The sequence below is a fragment of the Frondihabitans sp. 762G35 genome, from assembly GCF_002074055.1.
Lineage (GTDB): Bacteria > Actinomycetota > Actinomycetes > Actinomycetales > Microbacteriaceae > Frondihabitans.
This window is the reverse complement of the sequence record NZ_CP014619.1, coordinates 2174992-2201814: the sequence shown is the minus strand read 5'-3', so window position 1 is coordinate 2201814 and position 26823 is coordinate 2174992. Positions and strand designations below refer to the sequence as shown.

Sequence of the window (26823 nt, the reverse complement as noted above, 5' to 3'; positions counted from 1 at the left end):
GCGGCGGCTCTAGTGGCCAAGCTCTACTTCCGCTACGGGGCGATGAACTCCGGCAAGAGCACCGCGCTGCTCCAGGCGGCCTACAACTACGAGGAGCGCGGCCAGCACGTCCTGCTCGCCAAGCCCGACCTCGACACGAAGGGCGACGACCGCGTGGTCTCGCGTCTCGGGGTCACGAGGAGGGCCGACGTCCTCCTCGCACCCGACGTCGACGTGATCGCGGTCTTCGAGCGCGCCCGCGACGAGGTCCGGGAGCGGACGGGCTCCGACGTGGCCTGCCTCCTCATCGACGAGGCGCAGTTCCTCGCACCGGCCCAGGTCGACGACCTCCTCCGGATCGCGCTGACGTCGGGCGTGCCGGTGCTGGCCTACGGAATCCGCACCGACTTCCGGACTCTCGCGTTCCCCGGCTCCCGACGTCTCCTCGAGGTCGCCCACTCGCTGGAGGAGCTGAAGACCATCTGCCGCTGCGGCCGCAAGGCGATGTTCAACGCGCGGACCATCGCCGGCCGCTACGTCTTCGACGGCGACCAGGTCGCGATCGACGGCGAGACGGTCACCTACGAGTCGCTCTGCGGGGCCTGCTACCTCGAGGAGTCGGGCGGGGTGCTGGCCTAGGTCGCGACGACGTCCGTCGTGTTCCGCGGCGTCAGTGCGCCTGCACCTCGACGTGGCCCTGCGCGTCGACGATCGTCACCTGCGCTGTGCTCGCCTCTCCGCCCGCGAGAGTGACGGAGCAGGTGAAGGTGACGCTGACCTGGATGGAGGCCGTGGCGGGGCAGGAGACGGCCTTCGGGGCCGCCTTGAGCGTCGCCGCGTAGGCCGCGCCGATCGAGGCCTGGGCCTGCGCCCGGTTGTACGTGTACGTCCCGTCGCCCGCCGCGACGGCGACCTGGGGCACGACGGCGGCGGCAGGCGCCGCTCCGGTGGCGGAGGTCTGACGGGCGGCGAGCCCGGCCTGGATTCCGTTCGCGACCCCCTGGAGGAAGGGGACCCCGGTGAAGCCCAGCACGAGGCAGGCGATGACCATCGCGATGATCGAGGGTGCGCGGCCGAGGGCCCGGCGCCCGGCGCCGGCCAGCCTGGACGCCCGGACGAGCCCCGCGATGCCGAGCGGGAAGAGCGAGACCGCGGCGAGCAGGAGCAGAGGCACCCCGATCTCCAGCACCAGGAGACCCGATCCCGACCGGAACGACTCGACCTGGACGAGGCCGTTCAGTACGCCGCGGACGACGAGGCAGAGCAGGGCGACGGTGAGGGCTGCTCGCGCCGGTGAGTTGCGGTCGCTCGCGAACGATCCGCGATAGGAGCTGGGCCCGCCGAACGGTGCGGTCGCCGGGTTGGCGTACGTCGGAACGGGCACGGGTGCGTTGGCTATCCACGCGGCGGGCGTCTGGAATCCCGGGGGGCTCGTCGGCTGGACCTCGCCGGGCGCCGTCGTCGCCAGCGGGTTGAGCGGCACGTAGTTCCCGGGCTGGAACGCCGGCTGCTGCGGGCCCGCGGGGTGGACGGGCCGGGGCTGGGCGGCGACCTGCGGGGCCGGTGCGGGGGGAGGCGTCGCGCGCAACGGGGTCGTCGCGCGCATCGGGGGCAGGAGCACGGGCTGCTGCGGCACCGGCTGCTGAGGGGCCGCCTGCGCAGGCAGCGGCACGGCAGCGGGTCGGGGCTGGACGACCGGGGGAGCTCCCTGCGGGGTCACCTGAGGGGCGGAGGCCAGACGGACGGCGGGCTGCTCGCCGGTCGGCTGCGCGGCCGACAGGCGGGCGCGCACGGGCTGCGGCGGCGACCCGGCCGGGCGCGGCACCGGGGCGGACGCGACGGGGATCGAACCGGGCGAGCGAGGATCGGCCGCGGTCGCGGGAGACGCGGCGCGGAGGCTCCGACGGCTGGGCAGGGGAGCCGGTGCGGGGGAGGCCGGAGCGGGGGTGGCGGAAGCGGCGGGAGCGGTTGGTGCGGGGGCGGCGGCGGGAGCGGCTGCGGGAACGGACGGTGCGGCGGCGGCAGCTGCCGGGCGGGGCTCCGCTTCTTGGGCGGTCGGCTGGGCATCCTGCGCGACCCGGGTGGTCCAGGTCGAGCCGTCCCACCAGCGGAAGGGCGAGGCGCCGCTCGGGTCGGGGTACCAGCCGGGCTTCGGCCCGGTCATCGTCGTGTCGCTCACCCTGGTCCCCCTCTGCGGACGTGCGTTCTCACGCTAGTCACGGGCGTGCGGGCCGGCGAGCCCCCGTGAGAGGGTCGCGCCGTCGGGGGAGACGGGTCGCCGGTCGCCCGCGGGGGAATAGCGTGGAGGCATGACACACGAGAACAACAGCACCCGACCCCGCGTCACCGCCATCCGAGGAGGGTACGTCGTGCCCGTCGCCTCCGCGCCCGTCGAGGGAGGGACGGTCCTCATCGAGGACGGCGTCATCACCGCCGTCGGCCTCGACGTCGTCGTCCCCGAGGGTGCGCGCGTGATCGAGGCGGAGGGACGCTGGGTCCTGCCCGGGTTCGTCGAGGCGCACGGGCACGTGGGGATCCACGAGGAGGCCAACGGCCCGGCCGGCAACGACACGAACGAGATGACGGACCCCAACACGGCCGGTGTCCGGGCCATCGACGCCATCGACATCGAGGACGAGGGCTTCCGCGACGCCCTCTCCGGCGGCATCACGAGCATCGTCGTCAAGCCCGGCAGCGGCAACGTGATCGGCGGCCAGACCGTCGCGATCAAGACCTGGGGCGGTCGCACGATCGACGAGCAGGTCATCAGCGACGCCGTCAGCGTGAAGTCGGCCCTCGGTGAGAACCCGAAGCGCGTCTACGGGTCGAAAGACAAAATGCCCTCGACCCGACTCGGCGTCGCCTACGTGCTGCGCCAGGCCTTCGAGAACGCCCGCTTCTACCGGGCTCAGCGCGACCACGCGGCCTCGAAGGGCGAGCCGTTCAAGCGCGACCTGCAGCTGGAGACGCTGGCCCGCGTCCTCGACGGCGAGCTCGCCTGGGATCAGCACACCCACCGCCACGACGACATCGCCACGGCCATCCGGCTCGCGGACGAGTTCGGCTACCGCCTCGTCGTCAACCACGGCACGGAGGGGCACAAGCTCGCCGACGTGCTCGCCGAGCGCGACATCCCGGTCATCTTCGGCCCCATGATCACGTCGCGCTCGAAGGTCGAGCTGAAGGACCGCGCGATCACGAACCTCGTGGCGCTCGCCGAGGCGGGCGTCCTGGTGGCGATCACGACGGATGCGCCGGTCGTGCCGATCAACTTCCTCGTGCACCAGGCGACGCTCGCGGTCAAGGACGGCCTGTCGCGCGACGTCGCCCTCGAGGCGCTCACGGTGAATCCCAGCAGGATCCTCGGGCTCGACGCCCGCATCGGCTCGCTGACCCCCGGTCTCGACGCCGACGTGGTCATCTGGTCGGGCGATCCCCTCGACGTGGCGAGCCGCGCGGAGCACGTGCTCATCGCGGGCGAGACCGTCTACGAGTGGGACGACGTCGCCCACCGCGGCGTCACGTCCGACCGTCTGGCGCGCTTCGCCTCCTGACCGCCCCGCGCCGGGATCGCACTCCGCGTCGCTTGCCGTCGCCTCACCCGACGCGGGGTGCGATCTCACCGGCCCGGCCGACCCCGCGCCGGGCGGGGACCGGCGTAGTGCGGCATCGGCCCCGTGCCCGCGCCGGGCGGGGACCGGCGACCTGCGGCACCGACCCCGTGCCCGCGCCGGGCGGGGACCGGCGCCGTGCGGCATCGACCCCGTGCCCGCGCCGGGCGGGGACCGGCGCCGTGCGGCATCGACCCCGTGCCCGCGCCGGGCGGGGACCGGCGCGGCCATAAGGGAACGAAAAAATGGCCGGACCCAAGGGCCCGGCCATTTTTTCGTCGGGGTAGCGGGATTCGAACCCACGACCTCCTCGTCCCGAACGAGGCGCGCTACCAAGCTGCGCCACACCCCGAGGTGTGTCTGCTGCCGGAACCAGGGGCCCCGTGCAGCGAATCAATCCTAGCCCATGTCGGAGGCGGTCAATGTCACCACGACGGCCTCGGGCCGACAGGCGAACCGGACGGGCGCGTAGATGGAGGTGCCGAGCCCGGCCGACACCTCGAGGTAGGTCGACTTACGCGCGTGGTTCCACATGCTGAGACCGGACACCTGCTTTCGCGGGATATCGCAGTTGGTCACGAGCGCCCCGTAACCGGGGACGCACACCTGGCCGCCGTGGGTGTGGCCGGCGAAGACGAGGTCGGCGCCGTTGGTCGTGAAGGAGTCGAGCACGCGCTGGTAGGGGGCGTGCGTGAGGCCGATGCTGACCGACTCCGGACCCTCTTCGTCCTGCCAGCCGACGTTCTCGCGGAGTTCGTCGAGGGCTCCGGGGAGGCGTTCGAGCCGGGCCCAGCCGCGGTGCGCGTCGTTGACGCCGAAGAACTCGAGGCGGTTGCCCTTGATCTCGATGGCGCGCGCCGTGTTGTCGAGGTCGAGCCAGCCGAGCGATTCGAAGAACGAGGTGAGCCGGGCGTTGTCGAGCTCGACGGGTTTCGTGAGGGGGGCGCTCGGTCCGCCGAAGTAGCGGAACGGGCTCTTGAACTGCGGGCCGACGTAGTCGTTCGAGCCGTGCACGAAGACGCCGGCGACGTCGCGGAACGGCTCCAGTGCGTACTCGACGGCGTCGTAGGCGTCGACGTGCCCGAGGTTGTCGCCGGTGTCGACGACGAGGTCGGGCTCGTAGACGGCCAGGGAGCGGATCCACTCCTGCTTGTCGGTCTGCCAGGGGGCCATGTGCAGGTCGGACAGGTGCAGCACCGTCAGGGAGCGGGAGCCGGGCGGCAGGATCGGGACCGTCTCGCGACGGACCGTGAAGCGGCTGCGCTCGACGAGCGCGCCCCAGGCGAACGCACCCACCGCGGCGGCGGCTCCGGCGGCGGCGGCCGCGAAGGCGACGTCACCGCCGAGGGACCTCGAGGAGGATCGACTCACGAGCAGTTACCGGGGTCCTTGCCGCTCTTCCCGCCGCCGACGACGAGGTTGATCACGGTGTCCTTCGCGGCCGAGGAGCCGCCCGACGGGGTCGACGACTGGACCTTGCACCGGTCGCCGTCGTCGCCCTTCACGAAGTTCTCCGTCACCTTCGAAGCGTCGAAGCCGGCGCCGGAGATGTCGCCGAGGGCGTCCTTGAGCTTCTTCCCGGTGACGTCGGGCACCGTCGAGGCCTGCGAACCGTCGCTCGTGAAGACGGTGATCTGCGAGCCCTTCGCGACGGTGGTGCCGCCGGCAGGATCCGTGGCGCTCACCTGACCGGCGGGCAGCGAGGACGCCTGGGCGCCGCCGTCGACGTAGGTCAGCCCGGCGTTGGCCAGCGTGGACTGGGCGGTCTGGGCATCCTGCCCCACGAGGGAGGGCACGGGGACCCCGTTGCCGATCAGGGTGCTCGAGGTCGGATCCACGAAGTCGCCGCCGGGGAAGACGGTGTTGTTGATGGTCTGGATCGAGTTGAACAGCGCGGCGCGCGAGGAGGCGTACGCCCCGTGCGGGCCGTAGACCGTGCGGAGGCTCTGCTTGCCCTCGATGTTGCCCATCCAGGTCACCGTCGTGAGTGCGGTGGTGGAGCCGATGAGCCAGATCTGGTCGGCGGCGTCGGTCGTCCCGGTCTTCGCGAACATCTGCGGACCGTTGAAGGGCCTCGCACCGACGGCGGTGCCGCCGCCGGTCAGCGTGCCCTTGAGCGCGTACACCGCGGCGTGGGCGACGTCGGCGGAGACGGCCTGCTTGCAGTCCTTCGGCTGGCCGCCGAGGTCCTTGCCCGTGGAGTCGACCGCCTTGTCGACGACGATGGGCGCGCAGTAGACGCCGTTGTTGGCGATGCCCGCGTAGGCCGACGCCATCGTCAGGGGCGCGATGTAGTTGGTCCCCAGCACGGAGGAGGGGTTCGCCTCGAGGGTCGCGCCCGTCTTGGCCGGGTGCACTCCGAGCGACTTCGCCACGTCGGCGATGTTGCAGAGGTCGAGCTCCTGCGCCATGGCGACGTAGGCGACGTTGACGGACAGGGCGGTCGCGGTCGCCACCGACATGTTGCCGCGGATGTAGCCCTCGTCGTTCTTGGGCGTGTAGCCCTGGGTGCCGATCGTTGAGCCGCACTGCGTCATCTGCGGGAAGGTCCGCGGGGTCGCGTTGACGTACTCGTTGAGGCCGTGGCCCTCCTTGACCCAGTCGAGGAGCGTGAACGCCTTGTACGTCGATCCCGTCTGGAAGCCGCCCGAGTTGCCGTAGGCCTCGTCGGCGCTGAAGTTGAGCGACGTCTGCGTGGAGTCGCCCGAGCCCTGGACGTAGTTCTTGTTCTGCGCCATGACGATGACCCGCCCGGTGCCCGGCTGGACCGAGTCGACGACACCGCCCAGGTCGAATCGGGTCTCGGTGTTGGGGGCGTACGAGTCGATCTGGGCCTTCGCGTTCGCCGTCAGGTCGAGGTTGAGGCTCGTGTAGATCTTGTAGCCGCCGGTCTGCCAGTTCTTCTCGCGCTCGGTGGCGTTGGCCCCGAGGAACGCGTAGTTCTTGACGTTGCGCTGCACGTAGTCGCAGAAGTTCTGGGCTCCGGGCCACGTGACGGCGGCGCAACCCTGCGTCGGTCGGGTGAGCTTGACGTAGCTGCCCGGCTTCGTCGCGATGGCCTGGTCGTAGTACTTCTGCGTGATGTCGCCCTCCTGCTTCATGCTGGAGAGGATCACGTTGCGCCGCGCGACGTTGGCGTCGTAGTTCTTCGGCGACGCGAGGTTCCTGGTCGTCGGGTACTGGACGATCGCGATGAGGCTCGCGGCCTCGACCGGCGTCAGGTCTTTCGCGCTCTTGTTGTAGTAGTGCTCCGCGGCCGCTTCGACGCCGTAGGCCTGGTCGCCGAAGTAGGCGATGTTGAGGTAGGCGAGGAGGATCTCGTCTTTGGTGTACTTCTTCTCGAGCCCGATCGCGAGCTTCATCTCCTGGAGCTTCCGGGAGATCGAGGTGTCCGTGGCGTCCTTGATCTCCTGCTGCTGCTTCTTGAGGTCGGGCTCGTTCTGCGCCTGCGCGAGCTTGATGTTCTTGACCAGCTGCATGGTCAGGGTCGAGCCACCACCGCCCGCGCCGAGGCTGCCGCCCGAGACGGTTCCGAACCCGGCGCGCACGATCGACGTCAGGTCGACGCCGCCGTGCTCGTAGAAGCGGCGGTCCTCGCCGTCGACCGCGGCCTTCTTCAGGTTCTCGGAGACGTCGGCCCACTTGAGGTTGACGCGGTTCTGGTCGTATAGCGTCGCGAAGGCGACCTGCTTGCCCCCCGCCGTCGCGTAGAGCTGGTTGCGCTGCTGGAGCTGCCCGATCGAGATGAACTCGGGGAGGCTCTCGAAGACACCGATGGAGCTGGACGCCGTGACGCTGCTCACGGCGAGCGCAGGAGTCACCCCGATGGTGACGAGAAGACCGGCGAGGGCGCTGAAACCCACGAAGCCGAACACGGCTCCGAGCACAGACGTAGGCCTCTTTTTTTGGGCAGACATAGGATCAGGGTAAGTGATCGATAACGGCAACTGACTGAATGGACACCGAATATGGTCCTCTGGGAGTACTTCACCGCACCCCTGATCGTGCACAACACGACCGCCATCCTGAACAACTTCGGGTCGGAGGGCTGGGAGCTCGTGCAGGTGCTGCAGACCCCCGAGGGCGGCCTCGTCGCCTACCTCAAGCGCCCCGTGCAGAGCGCCTGATGGCCTCGACGATCGGCGAGCGGCTCGCGGAGCTGGGCCTCGCGCTCCCCGAGGTCGCGACTCCTGCGGGCGCCTATGTGCCGGCCGTCGTGACGGGGCGGCACCTCTACACGGCGGGGCAGCTGCCCTTCGTCGACGGCGTTCTGCCCGCGACCGGCAAGGTCGGGGTGGGCGACGCCCTCGTCTCGCCGGAGACCGCGCACGACCTCGCACGCCAGTCCGCGCTCAACGCCCTCGCCGCCGCCGAGAGCGTGATCGGCTCGCTCGACCGCGTGGTGCGCATCGTCAAGGTGACCGGGTTCGTCGCCTCGGATCCGACGTTCACGGGGCAGCCCGGTGTCATCAACGGGGCGTCGAACGTCCTCGGCGAGATCTTCGGCGACCGCGGCGTGCACGCCCGCAGCGCCGTCGGCGTCGCGGTGCTGCCGCTGGACTCGCCCGTCGAGGTGGAGCTCGTCCTCGAGTTCGAGTGAGCCGTCAGCCCACCTGGGCGTGGATGACCTGCATGACGCTGGTGTCCGCGAGCGTCGTGGTGTCGCCGATCTCGCGCCCCTCCGCGACGTCGCGGAGCAGCCGCCGCATGATCTTGCCGGACCTCGTCTTGGGCAGCTCCGCGACGATGAGCACGGTCTTCGGCTTCGCGATGGCGCCGATCTCGTGGCCGACGTGGTTCCGCAGGGCGGCCACGGCCTCCTCCGGGGTCATCGAGTCGGCCTGCGAGGTCCGCAGGATGACGAACGCCACGACGGCCTGACCCGTGGTCTCGTCGGCCGCGCCCACGACGGCGGCCTCGGCGACGATCGGGTGCGACACGAGCGCCGACTCGATCTCGGCCGTCGACAGGCGGTGACCGGAGACGTTCATCACGTCGTCGACGCGGCCGAGGAGCCAGATGTCGCCGTCCTCGTCCTTCCGCGCCCCGTCTCCGGCGAAGTAGTAGCCCTTGTCGGCGAACTTCTCCCAGTACGTCTCCCGGTAGCGGTCGGGGTCGCCCCAGATGCCGCGGAGCATCGACGGCCACGGCTCCGTGATGACGAGGAGGCCGCCCTCGCCGTTGCCGACGGGTTCGCCCCGGTCGTCGACGACGTCGATCGCGATCCCCGGGAGCGGGACCTGGGCCGAACCCGGCTTGAGCGTCGTGACTCCGGGGAGGGCCGAGATCATGATCGATCCCGTCTCCGTCTGCCACCAGGTGTCGACGACGGGCGTCGCACCTCCGCCGATGACGTCGCGGTACCAGATCCACGCCTCGGGGTTGATCGGCTCGCCGACGCTGCCGAGGAGGCGGAGCGACGACAGGTCGCGGGCCGCGGGGATCTGCCGGCCGGCCTTCATGAAGCCGCGGATCGCGGTCGGGGCTGCGTAGAAGAGGGTGACCCCGTACTTCTCGATGACGTCCCACCAGCGGCCGGGCTCGGGGGAGTCGGGGGTGCCCTCGTAAATGACCTGGGTGGCGCCGTTGGCGAGGGGGCCGTAGACGACGTAGGTGTGGCCGGTGATCCAGCCGATGTCGGCGGTGGACCAGTACACGTCGGTCTCGGGGTGGAGGTCGAAGACGTTCCGGTGCGAGTAGGCGGCGCCTGTCAAATAGCCGCCCGAGGTGTGCAGGATTCCCTTCGGCTTCCCCGTCGTCCCGGAGGTGTAGAGGATGAACAGCGGGTGCTCGGCCTCGAAGGCCTCGGCGACGTGCTCGTCGTCGGCGCCCTCCATCAGGTCGTCCCACCAGACGTCGCGGGAGTCGTCCCAGGCGACGTCGTTGCCGCCGCGCTTGACGACGATCACCTTCTCGACCGTGGTCTCGCCGTGGGTCGCCGTCTCGAGCGCCTCGTCGACGGCCGGCTTGAGGGCGCTGACGGCCCCCTTCCGCCAGCCCCCGTCGGCCGTGATGACGACCTTCGCGCCGGCGTCGTCGACGCGGGCCCGGATGCTCTCGGCGCTGAACCCGCCGAACACGACCGAGTGGACCGCCCCGATCCGGGCGACGGCGAGCATGGAGACGACCGCCTCGGGGACGAGGGGGAGGTAGATGACGACCCGGTCGCCCGGCTTGACGCCGAGGGACAGGAGAGCGTTGGCGGCCCTCTTGACGTCGGCGGTCAGCTCCGCGTACGTGATGGTCCGCGAGTCGCCCGGTTCGCCCTCCCAGTGGATGGCGACGCGATCGCCGTTCCCCTCCTCGACGTGGCGGTCGAGGCAGTTGTAGGCCACGTTCAGCCGACCGTCGGCGAACCACTTCGCGAACGGCGGGTTCGACCAGTCCAGGACCTCGGTGAACGGCTTCTGCCAGGTGAGGAGTTCGCGCGACCTCGCCGCCCAGAAGGCCAACCGGTCGTCCGAGGCCTCCCGGTAGAGCGCGTCGGTCGCGACGGCTCCCGCCGCGAACTCGTCCGAGGGAGCGAACCGACGCGTCTCCGTGAGGAGGTTGTCGATGTTGTCGGGCATGGTCGTCCTTCCGCGTCATTGCGTTGTCGCGCGAGCCTCCGGCGCACGCGATCGATACCTCGCACGACCCTACTCCGGTGACCGATCCGCCCCGGCCCCGGGTCGTTCCGGTGCTCGCCGGCGGGCTTCCGCACGGAGTCGCGAGGAGCGTTCGAGAACTCTCTCGAAGTCTCCGTTGCATGTCCTTGCGCGCAACCGGTTTTGGGGTACACTCAACGAAGTCGGATTCGTTCGGCTGGCAGCACGCCCGATTCCCCCCAATCGAGTGCTGCCGTGGCGGCACCTGTTCCCCCCAACCGGTGCCGCCCCTCTTCGTTTAACGGCCGGGATCCGCCCGGCGTGGTCTCGGGGCGCGCGACGGTCGGCACCGTGGCCGGCCCCGTCGAGTCCTCCACAGGCCCCGGATCGCCGTGGATGGCGGGCCGGGGGTGTGCAGAACGGTCTACCGCCGGTGACTCCTGGCTACCGTCGAGCATGACGACGCCCACGCCCTCCCCGTCCCCGCAGGCGACCGCCCGCACGGTCCCGTCCCACGGCGGTCGATTCGTCGCAGAGAGACGCCGGGCGGACCGTTCCGTCCGGGGTACAGGCCTTGCGAACGGGGGACAGAATCAGGACCCTCGCAGGATCCCGCCGCAGTTCGGAGCCCTGACCTCCCTCGTCGCGGACCCCGCCGTGACGGACGTCTTCGTCAACGCGTCCGGCGAGGTGTGGTGCGATCGCGGTTCGGGTCTCCGACGGATCCGGACCCTGCACCTCGACCCGACCTCGGCACGAGCTCTCGCCGTGTCGCTCGTGGCGCTCGGCGGGAGACACGTCGACGAGGCCACGCCGTGCGCGGATGTCCGACTCGCCGACGGGATCCGCGTGCACGCTGTCCTGCCCCCGGTCTCGCGGGGCGGCGCGCTTCTGTCCCTCCGCGTCCCGAGCGTCGTCCGCCTCGGTCTCGACGACCTCGACGACGCGGGACTGTTCGCGAGGGTTCCGCGCGCCGCCGTCCAGCGACTGGTCGAGTCGCGAGCCAACCTCCTTCTCACCGGCGCCGGCGGAAGCGGTAAGACGACGCTCCTCGGAGCCCTTCTCGCCACGGCCGACCCGCGCGACCGGATCGTCACGCTGGAGGACGTCGCCGAGCTCCGGATCGACCACCCCCACGTCGTCTCGCTCGAGGCGCGGCAACCGAACCTCGAGGGCGCGGGAGGCATCGATCTGGGCCGACTCGTCCGCGAGGCGCTCCGGATGCGCCCGGACCGCCTCGTCGTGGGGGAGTGCCGCGGGGCCGAACTGCGGGAGCTCATGACCGCGCTCAACACCGGCCACGACGGCGGCGCGGGAACCCTCCACGCCAACGGGCTCGAAGCCGTCCCCGCCCGGTTGGAGGCCCTGGGCGCCCTGGCCGGTCTCTCGCCCCAGGCGGTCGCGCGCCAGGCGGTCACGGCCTTCGACGCCCTCGTCCATCTCGAGAGACGCGCGGAGAGTCGCGTCGTCTCGGCGATCGGCGAGCTCCGGCTCGACGCCGACTCGCGACTCGCCGTGACCGTCGCGGAGCTTCCGTGATCGCCACGGGCAGCGGTCTCGCCCCGCTGCTCGACCGACTCGCCGTCCTCCTGGAGGCCGGAGTCGCGCCTCCTGCGGCCTGGGCCCACCTCGCCCGCGCGACGCGGAGCGGCTCCGACAGGAGAGTCGTCGCCGGGATGGCGGAAGCGCTCGCGGAGGGACGGCCCGGGGCTCCGGCACTGGTGGAGGTCGCTCTGCACGCCGAGGCCGTGGCGCCGCGGGACGCGTCGCCGGTGGTGCGACTGCTCCGGGGCCTGTCGTCCGCGCCGACCTGGGCGCGCAGGATCCTCGGGGTCGCGGCTCCGGGTGCTGTCGCCACCCCGGGCGTGCCCGGTGCGGGGCCGGGTGATGCGGCGCTGGCGGATGCGGCCGTGCCGTGCCCCTCCGCCGTCACGGCCGCGGAGTGGCGCCAGGTCGCGGCCGCGTGGTCGGTCGCCGAGGAGTCGGGGGCGCCCCTCGCGGCGTGCCTGCGCGCGACCGCCGACGCGGCGCGAGCCGCTCAGCAGTCCCGCCGCGACCAGGCCGTCGCGCTCAGCGGCCCGGTCTCGACCGCTCGCGTGGTGCTCGCCCTGCCCGTCGTCGGCCTGCTGATGGGGCTGCTGCTCGGCTTCGACACCCTCGCGGTCCTGATCGGACGTCCGGTGGGCTGGTTCTGCCTGGTCGGTGCGGGCGGGCTGGTCTCGGCGGCCCGGGCCTGGAACGCCCGTCTGGTGCGGCGCGCGACGCCGTCCGACGCGGTTCCGGGGCTCGACCTCGAGCTCCTCGCGGTGGCCCTCTCCGGCGGCGGGTCCTGGACGTCGGCCAGGAGCCGCGTCGACCGTGCGCTGTCGGAGTTCTGCGTCGGCTCTCACGCGCGGAGCCCCGCCGTCGAGATCGACACGCTGGTCGACCTCTCGGAGGGGGCGGGGGTTCCTGCGGCGGGGCTCCTGCGAGCCGCGGCCGACGAGTGCCGCCGCGATGCCCGCGCCCGATCCGCCGTGGCCGCCGAGCGGCTGGGGATCGCCCTGATGCTGCCGCTCGGGGTGTGCATCCTGCCGGCGTTCCTCCTGGTGGGGGTCGTGCCGCTGTTCGTCGCTCTCCTCTCCTCCACAGGCTTCGGTGCGGCGTGAGTTCTCCACGGATCGTCGCCGCGCGTCCAGGGGGAATCGCTCCGCGGCGAGCATGGAGACATGACACCGTCACCTCGCCAGAAACGTCCCCTTTACCCCTTCCCCATCCGCACGAGCGTCGTCGCCGATTCCCCGCGCGGGGCCGGTCGGCCGGGGGCGCTCTCTCTTCTCCGGGTGCTCCGCGGCGACGAGGGAGCGGCGACAGCCGAGTACGCCATCGTCATCATGGCCGCGGTCTCGTTCGCGGGGCTGCTCGTCACGATCCTCCGGTCCGACGAGGTGCGCGGCGTCCTCACCGACCTGGTGCGCCAGGCACTGTCGGTCGGGTGACGTCGTGAGCGAGCGTCGTCTCCGGCGAGGCCTGGCCGACGAGTCCGGGTCCGTGACCGTGGAGTTCGCCCTGGTGGCCCCGGTCGTCGTCGTCGTCCTGGCGACGGTCGTCGCCGCACTCGGCGTCGCGACGGAGGCCGTCCGTCTGGCCGACGCGGCGGGGATCGCCGCGCGGGCGCTCGGTCGGGGAGACGACGGCCTCGCGGAGCGGATCGTCGGTGCCCTGGCCCCCGGCGCCTCGACCTCGGTCGAGCGCGGCGAACTCGTGTGCGTGCGCCTCGAGCGGTCCGTCCCCCTCGGCCCGGTCGCCGAGGCGGTTCCGCTCGTGGCGCGCAGCTGCGCTCCGGAGGGCGGTCGATGAGCGCCTCCGCAAGCGGTCGACCCGCGGTCAGCAGACGCGCGTCGGCCGCAGCGGCGCTCCGCGACGAGCGCGGGGCGGCCTCGCTCGTCGCGGTGGCCGTCCTCGGGGCCGCGACGGCGCTCGCCGTCTCCGCGGCCGCGTCGGCGGCTCTGCTGACCGAGCGCCACCGGCTGGGTGCCACCGCCGACGCCGCGGCGATCGGCGCCGCCGACGCGGCCGCGGGCCTCGCGGTCGGCCCTCCGTGCGTCGTCGCCGACCTCGTCGTCGGCGCGAACGGAGCACGACTCGACTCCTGTTCGGTCGAGGGCACCACGGTCACGATCCGGGTCTCCTCGAGTCGCGGCGCGGTGCGGATCGGCGCCGCTGCGACGGCCGGTCAGTCGGAGGAAGAGTGGAGGCGACGCAGTGTTGGTTCCAAGAAATGAGGAGCGGGACCGGGGGCCGGTGTGTGTATGGTGTGCCTGTCGGGTGCACCGGCACCGCACGATCCCACCGATCGTCGAGGCGATGAGGCCGCCGGGCACCCACCAGACGGAACACCGAGTGCAGTGCCACGAGCACGACGTCGATTCTCCGTCTCCAAGTCGTCTGCGCGGTTCGCAGGCAGCTCTTCCATCACCACGCAAGGAGTCCCGTGCCAGGCACGAAGAAACTGGTCATCGTCGAGTCGCCCGCCAAGGCCAAGACGATCGGCCAGTATCTGGGCAGCGGCTACGAGGTATTGGCCTCGGTCGGTCACATCCGCGACCTCGTCGAGCCCAAGAACCTCCCGGCCGAGCTCAAGAAGGGCTCCCTCGGCAAGTTCTCCGTCGACGTCGAGAACGGCTTCGAGCCCTACTACGTCGTCTCCGACGCGAAGAAGAAGACGGTCGCCGACCTGAAGCGCGCTCTCAAGGGCGCCGACGAGCTCTACCTCGCCACTGATGAGGACCGCGAGGGCGAGGCCATCGCGTGGCACCTCCTGCAGGAGCTCAAGCCCAAGGTCCCCGTCAAGCGGATGGTCTTCCACGAGATCACGAAAGACGCCATCCAGAAGGCCCAGGAGAACACCCGCGAGCTCGACACCGCTCTCGTCGACGCGCAGGAGACCCGCCGCATCCTCGACCGCCTCTACGGCTACGAGGTCTCGCCGGTCCTCTGGCGCAAGGTCGGTCCGGGTCTGTCGGCCGGCCGGGTCCAGAGCGCGGCGACGCGCCTCGTCGTCGACCGGGAGCGCGAGCGACTCGCGTTCGTCTCGGCCTCGTACTGGGATCTCACCGCGGTCTTCTCACCGACGACCGAGCGCTCGCCGTTCTCCTCCCGTCTCGTGCGGGTCAACGGGAGCCGGATCGCCTCCGGCCGCGACTTCGACGACCGAGGGAACCTCAAGGGCGAGGCGATCGCCCTCGACTCCGCCGCCGCGCAGGCCCTGGCCACGGCCCTGTACCTCCCCGAGGTCGACGTCGAGGTGCGCTCGGTGGAGTCGAAGCCCTACACGCGCCGCCCCGCCGCCCCGTTCACCACGTCGACCCTCCAGCAGGAGGCGGCCCGGAAGCTCCGCTTCTCCGCGCGACAGACGATGAGCGTCGCCCAGTCTCTCTACGAGAACGGGTACATCACCTACATGCGAACGGACTCGCCCGCGCTGTCGCAGCAGGCCATCTCCGCGGCGCGATCGCAGGCGTCGAGCCTCTACGGCGCCGACACCATCCCCGAGAAGCCCCGCCTCTACACGGGCAAGAGCAAGAACGCCCAGGAGGCGCACGAGGCGATCCGCCCGTCCGGCGACACCTTCAAGACGCCGCAGCAGCTCGAGGGCACCCTCCGAGGCAACGACTGGAAGCTCTACGACCTCATCTGGAAGCGGACCGTCGCATCGCAGATGGCCGACGCCAAGGGCTCGACGGCGTCCGTCGTCGTCGCCGCGACCACCGTCGAAGCCGTCGAGGGCATCGTCCCCGGCTCGTCGAAGGGGACCCTCGCCGAGTTCGTCGCGACGGGTACCGTCATCACCTTCCGCGGCTTCCTCGCCGCCTACGAGGAGGGCCGAGACGAGGAGCGCCACGGAGACGCACCGGCCGCGGAGGCCAAGCTGCCCGTGCTCAAGGAGGGGCAGAAGCTCAGCACCGACGATGTCGAGGCCAAGGGTCACGACACGAGCGCGCCCCCGCGCTACACCGAGGCGAGCCTCGTCAAGACGCTCGAGGAGCTCGGCATCGGGCGGCCCTCCACCTACGCCGCGATCATGTCGACCATCGTCGACCGCGGCTACGTCACGCCGCGGGGCACCGCGCTCGTCCCCAACTGGATCGCCTTCTCCGTCGTCCGTCTCCTCGAGGAGTACTTCAGCGACCTCGTCGAGTACGACTTCACCGCCAGCATGGAGGACGATCTCGACCTCATCGCCGGCGGCGAGGCCGACCGCGTCGACTGGCTCAACGGCTTCTATTTCGGCAACGCGACCCACCGCGGTCTCCGGAAGGTCATCGACAACCTCGGCGAGATCGACGCGCGCGACATCAACTCGATCCCGCTCGGCGAGGGTCTCACCCTGCGGATCGGGCGCTACGGCCCCTACCTGGAGGCGCCCGGAGACGACCCGGAGACCCCGCGTCGGGTCAACGTGCCAGAAGACCTGGCACCCGACGAGCTGACCCCCGCGAAGGCCCGCGAGCTGATCGACGCCCCCGTCATCGGCGACCGCGTCCTGGGCGTCAACCCCGACTCGGGCAAGGAGGTCGTCGCGAAGGACGGCCGCTTCGGCCCCTACGTCACCGAGCGCCCGATCGAGGTTCCGGAGACGATCGAGGAGCTCGAGGTGAACGCCGACACCGGCGAGGTCCTCGAGACGGCCGCGGCGTCCGCCGGCGCGACCACCCTCACCGAGGCTCCTGCGAAGACGACCACGGCGAAGAAGGCCCCGGCGAAGAAGGCCCCCGCCAAGAAGGCCCTTCCGAAGGAGCGCACGGCCTCGCTGTTCAAGTCGATGGACGTCGACTCGATCGACCTCGCCACCGCGCTCCGGCTCCTCGACCTCCCGCGCACCGTCGGTCTCGACCCGGAGTCGGGCGACGAGATCCAGGCGCAGAACGGTCGATACGGTCCCTACCTGAAGAAGGGCACCGACACCCGGTCCCTCACCAGCGAGGACCAGATCTTCGACATCGATCTCGCCGGCGCCCTGGAGCTCTACGCGCAGCCGAAGTACGGTGCTCGTCGTGCCTCGAGCGCCCTCAAGGAGTTCGACGCCGACCCCGTCTCGGGCAAAGCGATCAAGATCAAGGACGGCCGGTTCGGCGCCTACGTGACCGACGGCGAGACCAACGCGACGATCCCGCGCGGCGAGACCGTCGAGGAGGTCGACTTCGAACGCGCCGTCCAGCTGCTGGCCGACAAGCGCGCGAAGGGGCCCGCCAAGAAGCCCGTCGCGAAGAAGGCTCCCGCCAAGAAGCCGGCCGCGAAGAAGCCGGCCGCGAAGACCGCCGCCACCAAGACCGCCGCCACCAAGACCACGGCCACGAAGACCGCCGCGGCCAAGAAGGCCACTGCAGCGAAGAAGCCCGCTGCCACGACGCGTCGGGCTCCCGCCGCCAAGACGGGGGTCTCGAAGGCCTCGGCTTCGACCGGCTCCGAGTAGTGGCGGGCCTCTTCATCACCCTCGAGGGGGGCGACGGCGCCGGCAAGTCGACGCAGGCCGCCCTCCTCGAGGCCTGGCTGCAGGAGTCGGGCCACCCTGTGGTCCGCACGCGCGAGCCCGGCGGCACCGACCTGGGCGTCGAGATCCGCGAGATGGTGCTGCACCGACGCGGCCACATTTCGCCGCGCGCCGAAGCTCTGCTCTATGCCGCCGACCGCGCCCACCACGTCGCCACCGTGGTCCGTCCCGCCCTCGAGCGGGGAGACATCGTTCTGCAGGACCGCTACCTCGACTCGTCCGTCGCCTACCAGGGTGCCGGCCGCATCCTGGGTGCCGACGAGGTCCGGTCCCTGTCCCTCTGGGCGACCGAGGAGCTCCTGCCCGATCTCACCGTCCTCCTCGACCTCGACGAGGCGGCGGGCCGCGAGCGGCTCGACAGGAGCCGCACGCAGTACGACCGGCTCGAAGCCGAAGCGGCCGAGTTCCACGGTCGGGTGAGAAGCGCCTTCCTCGCCCTCGCCGAGGCGGAGCCGACGCGATTCCTCGTCCTCGACGCGTCGCTGCCCGTCGACGAGATCGCGACCGCGGTGCGCGAGCGCGTAGCGAGCCTGCTGCCCGCCGCGACGGACGACTGAGGGGGCTCGAATGGGAGTGTGGGATCACCTGACCGGCCAGCCGGACGCCATCGAGGCGTTCCGCGCCGCCTCGAGCATGGCCCCGGGCAACATCGCCATGACCCACTCGTGGCTGATCACCGGCCCGCCCGGGTCCGGGCGGTCGAACCTCGCCTACGCCTTCGCAGCCGCGCTCCTGTCGCGCGGTCCGGACGACGAGGGCGCGACTCTCCGGCAGGTCCAGGCGCGCACGCACCCCGATCTCGCCGTCCTGAGCACCGAGCGCGTGATCATCACGATCGACGAGGTCCGGAGCCTCGTCAGCGCCTCGCAGTTCTCGCCGTCCGTGGGCCGCTACCGCGTCGTCGTCATCGAGGACGCCGACCGCATGACCGAGCGCACCTCGAACCTCCTGCTCAAGGCCCTGGAGGAGCCGCCGCCCCGCACGGTCTGGCTGCTCTGCGCGCCGAGCGAGGCCGACCTCATCCCGACGATCCGCTCGCGCGTGCGGAGCGTCCGCCTCCGCGTGCCGTCCATCGCCGACGTCGCGAGCCTCCTGCGCGACCGCGACGGCGTCGACCCGGAGACCGCCGAGCGCGCCGCCCGCGAGGCGCAGAGCCACATCGGCATGGCCCACCGTCTCGCGACCGACCCCGACGCAAGGGCCCGCAGGAGGCAGACGCTCCAGACCGCTCTCGGCATTCGGTCGGTCTCCGACGCCGTCATCGCGGCCTCGACTCTGCTCGCCGTCGCCGGCGACGACGCGAAGGCGATCACGCTGGAGCGCGACGCGGAGGAGAGGGAGAGCGCGCTCCGGTCCCTGGGCATCGCGGCCGGCGGCACCGTCCCCCCGGCGCTCCGGGCGCAGCTGCGCGCCCTGGAGGACGACCAGAAGCGGAGGGCCACCCGGAGCCTCCGCGACGGCATCGACCGCATCCTGGTCGATCTCCTCTCGCTCTACCGCGACGTCCTCCTGCTCCAGCTCGGCGTGGCGGAGGAGCCGATCAACGGGGCCATCCGCGGCGATCTCGAGACGTCCGCGACAGCGTCCACCCCCGCGTCGACCCTCCGGGTCATCGACGCGATCACGACCGCGCGCACGCGGATCGACGGCAACGTGGCTCCGGCCCTCGCCCTGGAGGCCATGCTCGTGGCGGTCAGCCGCCACACCGCTCGATAGGCCAGGATGTTCCCATGAGCGACGACGACAACCCGCCGGGCCTCCGAGAACGCAAGCGACTCGCCACCCGGCGAGCCATCCAGATCGCGACCATCACGCTCGTGCGCGACAAGGGTTACGACGCGGTCACGGTGGAGATGATCAGCCGCCGGGCCGACGTCTCGCCGCGCACGTTCTTCAACTACTTCACCTCCAAAGACGAGGCTCTCATCGGCGATCCGCCGGAGATGCCGACGGGGGAGTCCGTCGAGCGCTTCGTGAACCGGGGTGCCGACGGGCGCCTGCTCGACGACGTCGTCGAGCTCCTCGACGAGGCGACCGGTGCCACGATCACCGACCGCGAGCTCGTCCTGAAGCGGCGCCAGGTCATCCGGTCGCACCCGGAGCTCTTCGCCCGGAGGGTAGCCTCCATGCACGGTTTCGAGGCTCAGCTGGTCGAGGTCCTCGGCAGGCGCCTCGCCGCCGACGATCCCGACCTCGCCGCCGACGAGGAGCGACTCGGACGCGAGGCGCGCCTCGCCGCCCTCGTGACGATGGCCGCGCTGCGCCACGGCTGGGCCGAATGGGTCGAGCAGAAACACCCCGACGGCCACCACGAAGACATCGAGACGAGCCTCCGGGAGAACCTCGAGGCGAGCTTCTCGAGCCTCGGTCGGCTGTTGTCACGAGAGGCTCCCGAGATCAGGTAATGTATCTGACTGTGCGTTCGGGGTAACCCTCGAAACGCGCCGCCTTAGCTCAGTCGGTAGAGCGTCTCACTCGTAATGAGAAGGTCGTCAGTTCGATTCTGACAGGCGGCTCCACAGGTCTTCGAGATCCGCAGCGTCTTCGAGACCCGCAGCGTCATCGAAGCCCGCATCCGAAGAGGCCCGGCGCCGATCCCGTTCACACGGGGTCCGCGCCGGGCCTCTTCGCTTCTCCCGCGCGCGCCCGAGCCCGTGCTCCGCGCCCGCTGCCGTCGGGGGACAGCGTCGTCTCCGGGCGCTGGCACGCGCGTCCCCCGGAAAGCGTCCCCCGGAACGCTCCGTCTACCGAGAACCGATGCCGAGGCGTACCCCGAACCAACCGGTACCCCCAGAATTCTCACGCGCTGTTCACATGGGCGACTCACAGGCGCCATCCGAGCACGGCCTTTTGGACGCTGCCGGCCTGCCATGGTGTGCCCGTTCGATCCGGATCCCCGCTACGGCGGGAGACGGCGGACGTACCCCGAAGCCCGCTCCCTCGAAGGAACCCGTGTCCACTGATTCACCGCGCCTGCTCACCGTCGTGCGGGATCCCGCCGACGTGCGCTTCCGTGCCGTCGCGCGCACCGGGGGGATCCTGGTGCTCGGGATCATGTCCCTCGTCGGGATCTTCCTCGCCGTCCGCGCCGCCCAGGCCCTCGGCGTCGCCGGCCTCGGCTTCTTCACGCAGCAGGCGTGGGAGCCGGACGCCGGCCGGTTCGGCATCGCGGCCGTCCTCGTGGGGACGCTGCTCATCGCCGGGGTCGCCGTCGTGTTCGCGGTCCCGCTGTCGCTCGGCACGGCGCTCTACATCACCGAGTACGCACCGGCCCGAATCCGGGCGTTCCTGATCGGACTCGTCGACCTGATGGCGGCGATCCCCAGCGTCGTCTACGGACTCTGGGGCTTCTTCTTCCTCCAGGGCAACATCACGCCCATCGCCCGGTGGATCTCGCAGTGGTTCGGCTGGATCCCGCTCTTCCGCGTCGACGGCGTCGACCTCGGCGACCCGCTCGCGAGCTCGACGGTCTACACCTCGTCGACCTTCATCGCGGGGATCGTCGTGGGACTCATGATCACGCCGATCGTCACGTCCATCATGCGCGAGGTCTTCTCGCAGGCGCCGCTCGGCGAGCGGGAGGGGGCACTGGCACTCGGGTCGACGCGCTGGGGCATGATCCGCAGCGTCGTCCTCCCGTTCGGCCGCGGCGGCATCATCGGCGGCACGATGCTCGGGCTCGGGCGGGCGCTGGGGGAGACCATCGCCGTGTACATGATCATCTCGCCGATCTTCGTCATCCAGCCGCACATCCTGCAGTCCGGGGCCAGCAGCGTCTCGTCGCTCATCGCCCTCCGCTACGGCGAGGCGACCCCGTTCGGCACGTCCGCGCTGATGGCGGCCGGCCTCACGCTCTTCCTGATGACCCTGTGCATCAACTTCGCCGCGTCGGCCGTCGTCGCGCGGTCCCGCTCCGGTGCGAGCAGCTGACCTCATGACCGACCTCCTCGAAGCACCGTCGGGCACCCCCGTGTCGACCGTCCCGCCCACGACGACCCTCCCGATCCCGGTCGCCGGGCCGGCAGGATCCGGGAGCGGCACCGTCCTGCCCCGTCTCGAGCGGGAGCCGCGCCGCGGTCCCGAGCAGAAGCGCTCGAACGGCATCCGCATCAGCGACCTGCTCTCGATCGTCGGCGCCGCGATCGCCTCCCTGAGCGTGACGAGCCTCGTCTTCGCCCAGCTCGCGCCGGTCTCGGGCCCGATCGCGTTCGCCGCTGTCGCGTACGTCCTCTTCGTGCTCGTGTACGCCGTGCTCGTCGCGATCGACGAGACCGGCCCCGTCGTCCGCGACCGCGTCATCGCCGTCGCGGTGCACAGCCTCGCGTTCACGGTGTTCGCCACCCTCGTCTTCGTCGTGGCCTTCAGCGTGATCCGGGGGCTCGACGCCCTGCCGCACTGGAACTTCTACACGCGGGACATGTCGCTGACGGGACCGCTCGATCCGCTGACCTCCGGTGGCGTCGTCCACGCGATCGCCGGCTCGCTGATCCAGATCACGATCGCGCTCGTCATCACCGTCCCCCTCGGGATCACGACGGCCCTCTTCCTCAACGAGGTGCCCGGCCCCTTCGCACGCTTCGTCCGCACGATCGTCGAGGCCATGACCGCGCTGCCCTCGATCGTGGCCGGGCTCTTCATCTACGCGAGCGTCATCCTGGTGCTGGGCGTCAACAAGTCCGGTCTCGCAGCGGCCCTCGCCATCAGCGTGATGATGCTCCCGATCATGATCCGGTCGGCCGACGTGGTCCTGCGGCTCGTGCCCTCGACGCTGAAGGAGGCCTCGATCGGTCTCGGTGCCGGTCAGTGGCGGACGGTCTTCCGCGTCGTGCTGCCGACGTCGCGGTCCGGTCTCGTGACCGCGATCATCCTGGCCACCGCCCGAGGCATCGGCGAGACCTCGCCCGTCCTCCTGACGTCCGGTTTCACGACCGGGCTCAACCTCGACCCCCTCCACGGCCCGATGATCTCGCTGCCGCTCGCGATCTTCGAGTTCGTGAAGTCGCCCGAGCCGACCATGATCGCCCGCGGCTTCGGCACGGCGGCCGTCCTCATGTTCCTCGTGCTCGCGCTGTTCGCCGTCGCCCGGATCATCGGCGGCGAGACCGTGGCTCGGCGGGAGCGGCGCGCCGACTTCTTCCGCGCCATCGGCCCCGCGATCGGCCGGGCCGTCTCCCGTCCCATCGACGCGCTCGAGAACCTCACCCGAACCCTCACCACCCGCTCCACGAAGGACACACCCCGTGAAGACCACTAGACGACGCGCCCTCGCCGCGGTGATCGCGACGTTCGCCGTCGCCGTCGCCCTCGCTCCGGCGGCCGCCGCCCACGCCGAGACCTACACCCGCATCTCCGGGGCGGGGTCGTCCTGGAGCTCGAACGCCATCCAGCAGTGGGCGGTCAACGTCAAGCAGTACGGCATGCAGATCGACTACGCCAGCACGGGGTCGTCGGACGGCCGGAACCAGTTCAAGGCGGGGACGGTCGACTTCGCCGTCTCCGAGATCCCCTACGGCATCAAGGACGGCGGGGTCACCGACGCCCCGCCGACCGTGGGCTACGCGTACATGCCGATCGTCGCCGGTGGCACGTCGTTCATGTACAACCTCGTCTCGGGGGGAAAGCAGGTCACGAACCTCCGGCTCTCCGGGCCCGTGCTCACGAAGATCTTCACCGGCGGAATCACCTCGTGGGACGACAAGGCCATCAAGGCCGACAACCCCGGACTCGAGCTGCCGAAGCGTCAGATCGTTCCGGTCGTCCGCTCCGACGGCTCCGGCTCGACCGCGCAGTTCACGACCTGGATGAGCAAGCAGTACCCCTCCGACTGGAACTCCTACTGCCGCGCGGCCGGTCGTCCGACGCCCTGCGGGATCACGTCGAACTACCCCGTCATCCCGGGCAAGGGTTTCATCGCCCAGCCGAACTCCCAGGGCGTCTCCGGCTACGTCGCCCAGAAGGCGAACGTCGGCACGATCACCTACGTCGAGTACTCCTACGCCCTGAAGACCGGCTACCCGGTCGCGAAGATCCTCAACAAGTCCGGCTACTACGTCGAACCGACGGCCTCGAACGTCGCGGTGGGGCTCCTGGGTGCCAGGATCAATACCGACAAATCGTCGAGCTCGTATCTCACGCAGATCCTCGACGGGGTCTACAACAACGCCGACTCGCGCGCCTACCCCTTGTCGTCGTACTCCTACATGATCGTCCCGACGTCGACGGCGACGAACTTCACGACCGCCAAGGGGAAGACCCTCAGCGCCTTCGCGAACTACTTCCTCTGCGAGGGGCAGCAGCAGGCGGAGGTCCTCGGCTACTCGCCGCTCCCGATCAACCTCGTGCAGGCCGGCCTCGACCAGGTCCGCAGGATCCCGGGCGTCGTGGCGAAGACCGTCGACATCAAGACCTGCCACAACCCGACGTTCTCGGCCGACGGCAGCAACACCCTCGCGAAGAACGCGCCTCAGCCGCCCGCCTGCGACAAGCTCGGCGCGACGCAGTGCACGGTCGGGACCGGCGGCGCGAAGGGCACGGCGACGCCGACCCAGACGACCGCGGGCACGAAGACCGGCACGACGTCGGCCTCGGGCTCCGGCGGCTCGGGGTCGGGTGGCGGCTCGGGCTCCGCAGGGAGCGGCAGCGGATCGGGATCCGGATCGGGATCGGGTTCGAGCGCGTCCGGCTCCGGCGGCGGGGCGTCGTCCGGCTCGGGCGGCAGCGCGACGACGGCGAACGCCCTCAGCAACGGGTCGCCCATCTCCTGCGACTCCGACTCGGGGGTCTGCACCAACGTGGTGGCGCTCCCCGTGAGCGTCGCGAGCGACGGCTCCTGGGGACCGCAGCAGACCATGATGGTCGGCGCCGTGGCCGCTCTCCTCGGCATCGTCTTCATCCCCGCGCTGATCGGCGTGATGCTGTCGCGACGGAGGCTCCGCAAGTGAGGCACCAGCAGCTCGTCCGCCTCGGCCGCGCGGCCCTCGCCTTCGGCCTCGTCACCACCACCGTCTCGGGGGCGCTCCTCCTGGCCACGATCCCGGCCGGTGCGGCCACCAGCCCGACGCCGGCAGGATCCGCGGTCACGGTCTCGTGGACCGACGCCCAGAAGCAGCTCGGCGACCCGGCCACCGCGTCGGACAACCCGGACGCGGCCGCCTTCCAGAAGATGAGCTTCTCGGTCAGCCAGACGCAGAACCTCGTCGACCAGGGCGTCACCGTCTCCTGGACCGGCGGCGTCGCGACGCCGGCGAGCGAGTACTCGACCGACTACGTCCAGGTGATGCAGTGCTGGGGCGACGAGGCCACCGGCCCCTCGCCCGAGCAGTGCCTCTGGGGTGCGCCGTCGGCGACGCTCGCGTCGCTCATGGGCACGGGGACCTCGAAGCGCGACCTGGTCCTGGGAGACGATCCCCTCCAGGACCCGCAGCTCTCGGGCGACGCCGCGGATCCGGATCTCCTGCTCGACCCGCCGATCGAGAACCCATTCCTCCGGGCCTATCGCGTGCCCTTCCGCGCGGTCGACGGCACGCTCGCGAAGTCGACGGTCGACCTCTCGAAGCAGTTCGACGCGACGACCACCAACGAGATCAGCGCGGCGAGGACGGCCCGCAACGGCTCCGGCCAGGTCACCTTCGCCACCGAGACGAACCTCCAGGCCCCCCAGCTCGGCTGCGGCGCCGACGACAGCTCCGTGAAGGGCAGCGTCACGCCCCGCTCCTGCTGGCTGGTCATCGTCCCGCGCGGCGAGCACAACCTCGACGGCAGCGCCTCCACCGAGAACGCGGCGGGCAGGATCACGGGTTCCCCGCTGTCGGCCTCGGCCTGGCGCAACCGCGTGGCCGTCAAGCTGGGCTTCCAGTCGGTCGCGCAGTCCTGCCCGATCGGGAACGCCGAGGAGCGGCTCGTCGGCTCGGAGACCGTGACGGAGGCCGTCACGTCCTGGCAGCCCGCCCTCTGCGGTCTCGGCACCACGTACGGGTTCTCGCAGATCGGCGACGACGAGGCCAAGAAGCAGATCGTGTCGACGATCGACGGCGCCTCCCGCCTCGCCCTCGTCAACTCGCCCCTCGACGCGGCGACGTCCTCCGGCACGAGCATCGCCTACGCGCCGGTCGCCGAGAACGCGATCGTCGTCGCCTTCACGATCGACTACCGCCTCTATCCGGACGCCCCCGCCATCGACAGCAACGGGCTGCAGGATCGGGACCTCACCCTGAACGCGCGCCTCGTCGCGAAGCTGCTCACCCAGACCTACCAGGCCGACGTCCCGGGGCGCGGCCTCGCCGACAGGGTCGTCCAGGCCAACCCCTCGAGCCTCGTGACCGACCCGGAGTTCCTGGCGCTCAACCCGACCTTCGCCAAGAGCCGGAGCGACGTCAGCCCCGCGGGCCTGATGGTGGCGCTCGGGTCGTCGGACGCGAACGCGCGCGTCTGGGCGTGGATACGGTCGGATCCGCTGGCCGAGTCGTTCCTCCAGGGGCACGCCGACGAGTGGGGCACCAGGATCAACCCGTCCTACGTTCCTCTCGGCCTCGCGACGGACACGACCCTCGACACCTTCCCGAAGGCCGACCTCACGGTGGCCAAGGGCGGCGACAAGGACGAGACCGGGTTCGGGACCCTCGACATGCGCCCCTACATGAACGACATGCACGAGGGGGCGTCACGAACGCTCAAGGCCGACCCCAACGAGAAGGACTCCTGGAACCCGTACGGGCAGCCGAAGGGCTACACGTCGCTCGGCGCGCAGGTTCCCGGGAGCCGCTTCATCCTGTCCGTCACCGATGCCGCGTCGGCCGCCCGGTACGGGCTCGCGACGGCCAAGCTCGTCAACGGCGCCGGTCAGGCGATCGCCCCCACGACCGATTCCATCGGCAAGGGCGTGGCCGCGATGAAGCCCTCGGACGTCCCCGGCGTCCTCGTGGCGGACGCCTCGTCGCGTGCCGTCGACGCGTACCCGCTGTCGATGCTCAGCTACGCGGCCGTCAACGTCTGCGCCGCCACCCCGGCGGAGCGCGTGAACTACGCACGGCTCATCGATTACGCCGCGGGCCGCGGGCAGACCGCAGGAGACGCGCGCGGCGACCTCCCCGGCGGGTACGTCCCGCTCTCCACGGCGATGTCCACCGGGGCGAAGAAGGTCGCTCTCCAGTTGACCACCCCCGCCGTGGTGACCGCGCAGTGCCCGAAGGCGCAGCCGACCCCGACCCCGGTGGCGACGGCTCCTACGGTCGCGGCTCCCGCCGACACGCCCGTCGACTCCGGCGCCACGGCGGCGATCCCGGAGGCCGCGGCGCCCGTCGAGGCCGCCCCCGTCGCCACGACGCCCGTCGGCGCCGTCGACCAGGACGAGGCGGCCGTGCCGACCCAGCACACCAAGGACGACCCGCTGGGGGCGGCTCGCATGAGCCTCGCCGGTGCGCTCGCCCTCGGGATCCCCTCGCTGGCGGCCGGCCCGCTCCTCACCCGCCGGGGCAAGAAGCTCGCCCTGCTCGACCTCTAGGCCGGGACGACCCGGACCCCCACAGACCTCATCGACCGCACCACCCGCACCAGCACTCCCAGCAGCACCCCGCACCGGAGAGCTCCTCCGCCGCCCGGGCGGGTCCACCACACG

21 protein-coding genes and 2 tRNA genes are annotated in these 26823 nt (G+C 71.1%); 18 read left to right on the top strand and 5 right to left on the bottom strand.

Translation table 11 applies throughout. The features are described from left to right. The first annotated feature begins 12 nt into the window (after positions 1-12). On the top strand, positions 13-618 hold the full coding sequence (locus AS850_RS10485) for a thymidine kinase (protein ID WP_119869069.1): 606 nt from the start codon (positions 13-15) through the stop codon (positions 616-618). A 31-nt stretch (positions 619-649) separates the two neighbouring features. Here the strand turns inward: AS850_RS10485 and AS850_RS10480 are convergent, their stop codons facing one another. Next, positions 650-2158, bottom strand: a complete 1509-nt coding sequence (locus AS850_RS10480; RefSeq protein WP_119869068.1) for a DUF4333 domain-containing protein — start codon at positions 2156-2158, stop codon at positions 650-652. 130 nt (positions 2159-2288) lie between these two features. Between AS850_RS10480 and AS850_RS10475 the strand changes: the two genes are divergently transcribed. Further along, positions 2289-3533: an amidohydrolase gene (locus tag AS850_RS10475; RefSeq protein WP_119869067.1), complete on the top strand. Its 1245-nt coding sequence runs from the start codon at positions 2289-2291 to the stop codon at positions 3531-3533. A 335-nt stretch (positions 3534-3868) separates the two neighbouring features. Here the strand turns inward: AS850_RS10475 and AS850_RS10470 are convergent. The 3 genes from AS850_RS10470 to AS850_RS10460 form a co-directional block, all read right to left on the bottom strand. Then, positions 3869-3942: transfer RNA gene (locus tag AS850_RS10470), tRNA-Pro, on the bottom strand. A gap of 47 nt (positions 3943-3989) precedes the next feature. Further along, complete coding sequence (locus AS850_RS10465; RefSeq protein ID WP_236940682.1) at positions 3990-4961, bottom strand: metallophosphoesterase; 972 nt, start codon at positions 4959-4961, stop codon at positions 3990-3992. Next, positions 4958-7477, bottom strand: coding sequence for a transglycosylase domain-containing protein (locus AS850_RS10460; RefSeq protein ID WP_236940681.1), 2520 nt, complete (start codon positions 7475-7477; stop codon positions 4958-4960). Before AS850_RS10460 ends, AS850_RS10465 begins: the two co-directional genes overlap by 4 nt. An 81-nt stretch (positions 7478-7558) precedes the next feature. Here AS850_RS10460 and AS850_RS16530 point away from each other — a divergent pair, with 81 nt between their 5' ends. Together AS850_RS16530 and AS850_RS10455 are read left to right on the top strand one after the other, a co-directional pair. Then, entirely contained in the window at positions 7559-7717 is a 159-nt protein-coding gene (locus AS850_RS16530) for a hypothetical protein (RefSeq protein WP_164088428.1), read from the top strand. After that, positions 7717-8190: a RidA family protein gene (locus AS850_RS10455; protein WP_119869064.1), complete on the top strand. Its 474-nt coding sequence runs from the start codon at positions 7717-7719 to the stop codon at positions 8188-8190. The genes AS850_RS16530 and AS850_RS10455 overlap by 1 nt, the downstream gene beginning before the upstream one ends. A gap of 4 nt (positions 8191-8194) precedes the next feature. On the opposite strand, the gene acs is transcribed toward AS850_RS10455, so the two are convergent. Continuing rightward, complete coding sequence (acs, locus tag AS850_RS10450; protein ID WP_119869063.1) at positions 8195-10159, bottom strand: acetate--CoA ligase; 1965 nt, start codon at positions 10157-10159, stop codon at positions 8195-8197. A 675-nt stretch (positions 10160-10834) separates the two neighbouring features. Here acs and AS850_RS10445 point away from each other — a divergent pair. The 14 genes from AS850_RS10445 (at position 10835) to AS850_RS10380 (ending at position 26709) form a co-directional block, all read left to right on the top strand. Continuing rightward, a complete protein-coding gene (locus tag AS850_RS10445; RefSeq protein ID WP_442856888.1) occupies positions 10835-11716 on the top strand; it encodes a CpaF family protein in 882 nt (293 codons plus the stop codon). Beyond that, positions 11713-12825 carry a type II secretion system F family protein gene (locus AS850_RS10440; RefSeq protein WP_119869061.1) on the top strand — a complete coding sequence of 371 codons (1113 nt, stop codon included), beginning with the start codon at positions 11713-11715 and terminating at the stop codon, positions 12823-12825. The genes AS850_RS10445 and AS850_RS10440 overlap by 4 nt, the downstream gene beginning before the upstream one ends. 60 nt (positions 12826-12885) lie before the next feature. Then, complete coding sequence (locus AS850_RS10435; RefSeq protein WP_119869060.1) at positions 12886-13155, top strand: DUF4244 domain-containing protein; 270 nt, start codon at positions 12886-12888, stop codon at positions 13153-13155. A 4-nt stretch (positions 13156-13159) separates the two neighbouring features. Continuing rightward, the gene (locus AS850_RS10430) at positions 13160-13516 is read left to right on the top strand and encodes a TadE family type IV pilus minor pilin (protein WP_119869059.1); all 357 of its coding nucleotides are present in this window, start codon (positions 13160-13162) and stop codon (positions 13514-13516) included. Next, complete coding sequence (locus tag AS850_RS10425) at positions 13513-13941, top strand: Rv3654c family TadE-like protein (RefSeq protein WP_119869058.1); 429 nt, start codon at positions 13513-13515, stop codon at positions 13939-13941. The genes AS850_RS10430 and AS850_RS10425 overlap by 4 nt, the downstream gene beginning before the upstream one ends. A gap of 209 nt (positions 13942-14150) precedes the next feature. After that, positions 14151-17132, top strand: coding sequence for a type I DNA topoisomerase (gene topA, locus AS850_RS10420; protein ID WP_119869057.1), 2982 nt, complete (start codon positions 14151-14153; stop codon positions 17130-17132). Next, positions 17132-17767: a dTMP kinase gene (gene tmk, locus AS850_RS10415; protein ID WP_119869056.1), complete on the top strand. Its 636-nt coding sequence runs from the start codon at positions 17132-17134 to the stop codon at positions 17765-17767. Before topA ends, tmk begins: the two co-directional genes overlap by 1 nt. A gap of 10 nt (positions 17768-17777) precedes the next feature. Continuing rightward, the gene (locus AS850_RS10410) at positions 17778-18926 is read left to right on the top strand and encodes a DNA polymerase III subunit delta' (protein ID WP_119869055.1); all 1149 of its coding nucleotides are present in this window, start codon (positions 17778-17780) and stop codon (positions 18924-18926) included. 14 nt (positions 18927-18940) lie between these two features. Next, positions 18941-19615 carry a TetR/AcrR family transcriptional regulator gene (locus AS850_RS10405; RefSeq protein ID WP_119869054.1) on the top strand — a complete coding sequence of 225 codons (675 nt, stop codon included), beginning with the start codon at positions 18941-18943 and terminating at the stop codon, positions 19613-19615. A 38-nt stretch (positions 19616-19653) separates the two neighbouring features. Then, positions 19654-19729, top strand: a tRNA-Thr gene (locus tag AS850_RS10400). 433 nt (positions 19730-20162) lie between these two features. Further along, the gene (gene pstC / locus AS850_RS10395) at positions 20163-21140 is read left to right on the top strand and encodes a phosphate ABC transporter permease subunit PstC (protein WP_236940680.1); all 978 of its coding nucleotides are present in this window, start codon (positions 20163-20165) and stop codon (positions 21138-21140) included. Positions 21141-21144: 4 nt separating this feature from the next. After that, positions 21145-22464, top strand: a complete 1320-nt coding sequence (gene pstA, locus AS850_RS10390; RefSeq protein ID WP_119869052.1) for a phosphate ABC transporter permease PstA — start codon at positions 21145-21147, stop codon at positions 22462-22464. After that, positions 22451-24151 (top strand): phosphate ABC transporter substrate-binding protein PstS, encoded by a 1701-nt coding sequence (gene pstS, locus AS850_RS10385; protein ID WP_236940679.1) that lies wholly within the window; start codon positions 22451-22453, stop codon positions 24149-24151. The genes pstA and pstS overlap by 14 nt, the downstream gene beginning before the upstream one ends. Then, positions 24148-26709: a hypothetical protein gene (locus tag AS850_RS10380; protein WP_119869050.1), complete on the top strand. Its 2562-nt coding sequence runs from the start codon at positions 24148-24150 to the stop codon at positions 26707-26709. Before pstS ends, AS850_RS10380 begins: the two co-directional genes overlap by 4 nt. Positions 26710-26823: the final 114 nt, after the last annotated feature.

Bases quoted from the DNA above. Each gene is read 5' to 3' on its own strand.
- AS850_RS10405 (WP_119869054.1), top strand. From the start codon at position 18,941: ATGAGCGACGACGACAACCCGCCGGGCCTCCGAGAACGCAAGCGACTC.
- acs (WP_119869063.1), bottom strand. From the start codon at position 10,159: ATGCCCGACAACATCGACAACCTCCTCACGGAGACGCGTCGGTTCGCT.
- pstA (WP_119869052.1), top strand. From the start codon at position 21,145: ATGACCGACCTCCTCGAAGCACCGTCGGGCACCCCCGTGTCGACCGTC.
- AS850_RS10475 (WP_119869067.1), top strand. From the start codon at position 2,289: ATGACACACGAGAACAACAGCACCCGACCCCGCGTCACCGCCATCCGA.
- AS850_RS10425 (WP_119869058.1), top strand. From the start codon at position 13,513: ATGAGCGCCTCCGCAAGCGGTCGACCCGCGGTCAGCAGACGCGCGTCG.
- AS850_RS10435 (WP_119869060.1), top strand. From the start codon at position 12,886: ATGACACCGTCACCTCGCCAGAAACGTCCCCTTTACCCCTTCCCCATC.
- AS850_RS16530 (WP_164088428.1), top strand. From the start codon at position 7,559: ATGGTCCTCTGGGAGTACTTCACCGCACCCCTGATCGTGCACAACACG.
- AS850_RS10410 (WP_119869055.1), top strand. From the start codon at position 17,778: ATGGGAGTGTGGGATCACCTGACCGGCCAGCCGGACGCCATCGAGGCG.
- AS850_RS10455 (WP_119869064.1), top strand. From the start codon at position 7,717: ATGGCCTCGACGATCGGCGAGCGGCTCGCGGAGCTGGGCCTCGCGCTC.